The organism is Micromonospora sp. M51 (assembly GCF_018070305.1).
In the GTDB taxonomy this organism is placed as follows: Bacteria; Actinomycetota; Actinomycetes; order Mycobacteriales; family Micromonosporaceae; genus Micromonospora; species Micromonospora parva.
In genome coordinates, this window is record NZ_JAGPXZ010000563.1 from 1 (window position 1) to 4,196 (window position 4,196).

The window sequence follows — 4,196 nt, forward strand, 5'->3', positions numbered from 1 at the left end:
GCGTGACCGGGCGGCTGCCGCGCCGCAGCCCGGGCCGCCCCTGCGGGCTGACGACACCGGCGAGTACTGGTCGCAGTTGCGGACCGGTGACCGGTGGGCCGCCGTCCGCGACGACGAGAACGGCCGCGAGCTGCGGGTCGGCGAACGTCGGGCCGAGGTGCACGCCGACGCCACCGGCACCGAGTACCGGATGGCCGACCGCTGGGCCGCCGTCCGCCACGAGGAGCCGCGCCGCCAGGAGGACGCCGGCGGTTACGAGGAGCCGCGCCGCTACGAGGACGCCAGCGGTTACGAGGAGCCGCGCCGCCACGAGGAGGCCGGCGGTTACGAGCCGGCGCGTCGCCGCGACCGCGACGGTGGCTGGCGGGACGAGCCGGGCCGGCCCGCGCTGCCGGCGGGCGGTGTGCCGGTGCCCGACGAGTGGCGTCCACCGCGCCAACGCGGCCACCAGGCGGAACCCGCGCCGGAACGGACCGGCCGGCGGCGGGTCGACGAGCGTTACGGCTACCCGCCCCAGGACGACGTGCCGCGCGCCGGGGGCGCGCCACCCGCCGACCGCTGGCGCTGACCGGTCAGCCGGCTCGGGTCACTTGTCGATGTCGCCGACCACGAAGAACATCGAGCCGAGGATCGCGATCAGGTCCGGGACCAGGCAGCCGGGGAGCAGGGTGGCCAACGCCTGCACGTTCGCGTACGAGGCGGTGCGCAACTTCAACCGCCACGGCGTCTTCTCGCCCCGCGACACCAGGTAGTAGCCGTTGATGCCGAGCGGGTTCTCTGTCCAGGCGTACGTGTGTCCCTCCGGCGCCTTGAGCACCTTCGGCAGCCGGGTGTTGATCGGCCCGGTCAGCCGATCCACCCGGTCCAGGCACTGCTCGGCGAGATCCAGCGACGCGTACACCTGGTCGAGCAGCACCTCGAACCGCGCGTGGCAGTCCCCGGCCGTCCGGGTGACCACCGGCACGTCCAGCTCGTCGTAGGCCAGGTAGGGGTCGTCGCGGCGCAGGTCCAGGTCGAGCCCGGAGGCTCGGGCCACCGGGCCGGACGCACCGAACGCGGCGGCGTCCGCGGCGGACAGCACACCCACGCCGACGGTGCGGGCCAGGAAGATGTCGTTGCGGCGGATCAGGTGGTCCAGGTCGGGCAACCGGCGGCGTACCTCACCGATCGCCGCGCGGGCCCGCCCGGTCCACCCGTACGGCACCTCCTCCTTGAGGCCACCCACCCGGTTGAACATGTAGTGGATCCGGCCGCCGGAGACCTCCTCCATCACCGCCTGGATGGTTTCGCGTTCCCGGAAGGCATAGAAGATCGGCGTGATCGCGCCGATCTCCAACGGGTACGAGCCGAGGAACATCAGGTGGTTGAGCACCCGGTTCAGCTCCGCGAGGGCCATCCGCAGCCAGGTGGCCCGCTCCGGCACCTCCATGCCCATCAGGCGTTCCACAGCGAGCACCACACCCAGCTCGTTGGAGAACGCCGAGAGCCAGTCGTGCCGGTTGGCCAACACGATGATCTGCCGGTAGTCACGCACCTCGAAAAGCTTCTCCGCGCCCCGGTGCATGTAGCCGACGATCGGTTCGCAGGCGACCACCCGCTCGCCGTCGAGCACCAGCTTCAACCGCAGCACACCGTGCGTGGAGGGGTGCTGCGGGCCGATGTTCAGCACCATGTCGGTGCCGAGCTGCTGATCACCGGTGCCGGCGACCAGGCCGGCCCCGGTGCCGACGGTCAGTTCACGAAGGTCCCCGGCGTCGGTGGTCATGCCCGTCATCGTGCCACGACCGACCCGAGCGGGATGCCGACCGGCTGGCGCAACCACAGGTGCCCGCCGAGCCCGGCCGGGTCGGTCAGCTCGGCCACCGCCGACGCGGCGGCCAGCGCCCGCACGTAGCCGGCCGGGTCGGTGCCGGCCAGGCTGAGCGGCGGTCGCCCACCGTCGGCCCCGAGCGCCCGCAGCGCCTCCCGCTGCGGAACCATTGAGTACGCGCACCGGGCGACCGCCGCACCGGCGGAGGCGACCGAGTCCATGGCCACGTGGGCTGTCACATCACTCGTCCCGTCCGGCACCGGTGGCACCTGCCGCCCACCCCGGTACCCGGTCAACGTCCCGTCCACGGGCCGGTCGCCGCTCAGGTGCCCGTAGTCCACAGCCACCGCGAGCCCTCGGCTGATCTTTCCGACCGCGTTGGCCCAGGCTTCGTCTCTCGTCCTTCCGATTTCGGCCCTTCCTTGGTCGCCGCTGGGGGTTTCGGGGCAGCCCCGGCCTCGGGTCACTGTCCGTAACGGGCGAGGGGTCGGGGCTGGGCCACCAGGTGGTCAGCCAGTCGAGGTCGTCGGGGGTGACCGGCTCGCCAATCGATTCGGCACCGCTGCCGGGGTCGACCAGGACATATCGCCAGCCGTCGCCGGTGTGCACCGCCACGTCCAACGGGACGTTGTCCAGCCATTCGGTAGCGATCAACAGTCCGGTGATCCCGTCGGGAATCTCAGCGGTCCAGCTGATCTCTTCGGGCAGGTTCTCGGGGCGGTCGGCGTACTCGACTGCTGTGAAGCGGATGCGTTCCGCAAGCGACGGACGGACATTGCCGGACGGCGGCTCCCCGCCCAGCGGACGGGCGGAGGCCGTGGGAGTCAGGGTTTCCGGGGAGCCCGACCACGCAGGGATCAAGCCTGACCGCCCGGAGTGGGCGGGCTCCCCGGAAACCCCCACCGCGAGCCCGACGAGAGCCCGCAGCAGCTCGCCTCGCCCAGCCCCCACGTCGACCACGTCGAGCCGCGACGGATGCCCCAGAGCGGCGTCGACCTCCGTGAGCAGGCGCAGCAGGGCGGTGGTGAACGCCGGGGACGCGTGCACGCTGGTCCGGAAGTGGGCGGCCGGCCCGCCGCCGGCCACGAAGAAGCCGCCCGGCCCGTAGAGGGCCTGGTTCATGGCGTCCCGCCAGCGGATCGGCATCAGGTCAGGGTGCGTCACCGTGCCGACCCTACGGTCACCGGTTGTGGGCCGACCCGTGATCCCCGCCCGGGGTCGTGCCGTTCATGCCGTCCGGAAGTAGTGCCCTTCGTGCAGGTCGGCGATCAGGTCGGGGTGGGTCGGGGTCCAGCCCAGTAGGTCGCGGGTGAGGGCGGACGACGTGGGGTTGTCGATCTGCACGAACGAGCCGAGGAAGCCGAAGTGCTCGTCGGCCTCGGCGGGGCTGATGCTTCGGACCGGAATGCCGAGGTTGTCGCCGATGGCTGCCGCGATCTGTCGGAAGGGGACGCCTTCGTCGGCGGCTCCGTGCAGGCGCGTGCCGGCTGGGGCCTTTTCGAGGGCGAGTCGGTAGAGCACTGCCGCGTCGAGGGTGTGGACGGCCGGCCACCGGTTGGCGCCCTCGCCGACGTACGCGGCGTAGCCCTTCCGTCGGGCCGCGGCGATGATGGTGCTGATGAAGCCGTAGCGGTCGAGGGAGCTGTGCACTGTGGGTGCGAGCCGGACGATGGAGGAGCGCACACCGCGGGAGCCGAGGTCGGCCACGAAGTTCTCCGCGTCGATCCGGTAGCCGCCGCCCGGGAAGGTGTCGTGTTCGGTGCCGGGGCGGCCGACGATGCCGCCCATCACGAGCATGGCCGTCCCGCCGGTGCCGACCAGGGGTTTGCCGGAGCCGGCCAGGCCGTCGGCGAGTGCGGTGAGGGCGTCCAGGTCGGTCCTGGCGGCACCGGCCAGATCGCCGTTGACCATGAGGTCGTGGCGGAACGCCAGGTGGATCACGCCGTCGGCGGCGGCCGCCTGGTCCCGAAGCACGTCGAGGTCGGCCAGGTCGCCGCGGTGTGCCTGGGCGCCGAGCTTCTCGATGGCGGCGGCGGATGTGTCGGAGCGGGCGAGGCCGACGACCTCGTGCCCGGCGGAGAGCAGTTCCGGGACGACTGCGGAGCCGAGGTGGCCGGAGGCGCCTGTGACGAATACGCGCATGGTGGTTCCTTCGTGAGTGCCGATGTCACCTTGCGACATAACCGTATACCGATTGATGTCACATAGCGACATCCGGACGAACTTCATGTCGCAGTGTGACTTCGGATACCATCGCCGCATGGCCCGCTGGCAACCGGACGCGCGCGGCCGCCTGGAGGCGGCCGCCTTCGAGCTGTTCCGCGAGCGCGGCTTCGAACAGACCACCGTCGCCGACATCGCCGCCCGTGCCGGCCTCGACAAACGC

Annotated in this window: 3 protein-coding genes and 2 pseudogenes; 2 read left to right on the plus strand and 3 right to left on the minus strand. The window is 71.9% G+C overall.

What is annotated here, in order from left to right; translation table 11 throughout:
* A pseudogene (locus KBX53_RS24515) lies at positions 1-568 on the plus strand (hypothetical protein); the annotation flags it as partial.
* A gap of 18 nt (positions 569-586) precedes the next feature.
* Here KBX53_RS24515 and KBX53_RS24520 read toward each other — a convergent pair.
* The 3 genes and pseudogenes from KBX53_RS24520 to KBX53_RS24530 all read right to left on the minus strand — a co-directional run bounded on the left by KBX53_RS24520 (position 587) and on the right by KBX53_RS24530 (position 3,952).
* Entirely contained in the window at positions 587-1,774 is a 1,188-nt protein-coding gene (locus tag KBX53_RS24520; protein WP_209444462.1) for an NADH-quinone oxidoreductase subunit D, read from the minus strand.
* A pseudogene (locus KBX53_RS24525) lies at positions 1,771-2,956 on the minus strand (SAM-dependent methyltransferase). Before KBX53_RS24525 ends, KBX53_RS24520 begins: the two are co-directional and overlap by 4 nt.
* 81 nt (positions 2,957-3,037) lie before the next feature.
* Positions 3,038-3,952, minus strand: a complete 915-nt coding sequence (locus KBX53_RS24530; RefSeq protein ID WP_210861880.1) for an SDR family oxidoreductase — start codon at positions 3,950-3,952, stop codon at positions 3,038-3,040.
* A gap of 118 nt (positions 3,953-4,070) precedes the next feature.
* Here KBX53_RS24530 and KBX53_RS24535 point away from each other — a divergent pair.
* Positions 4,071-4,196, plus strand: a 126-nt coding sequence (locus tag KBX53_RS24535; RefSeq protein WP_210861881.1) for a helix-turn-helix domain-containing protein, incomplete at its 3' end; no start/stop codon positions are given.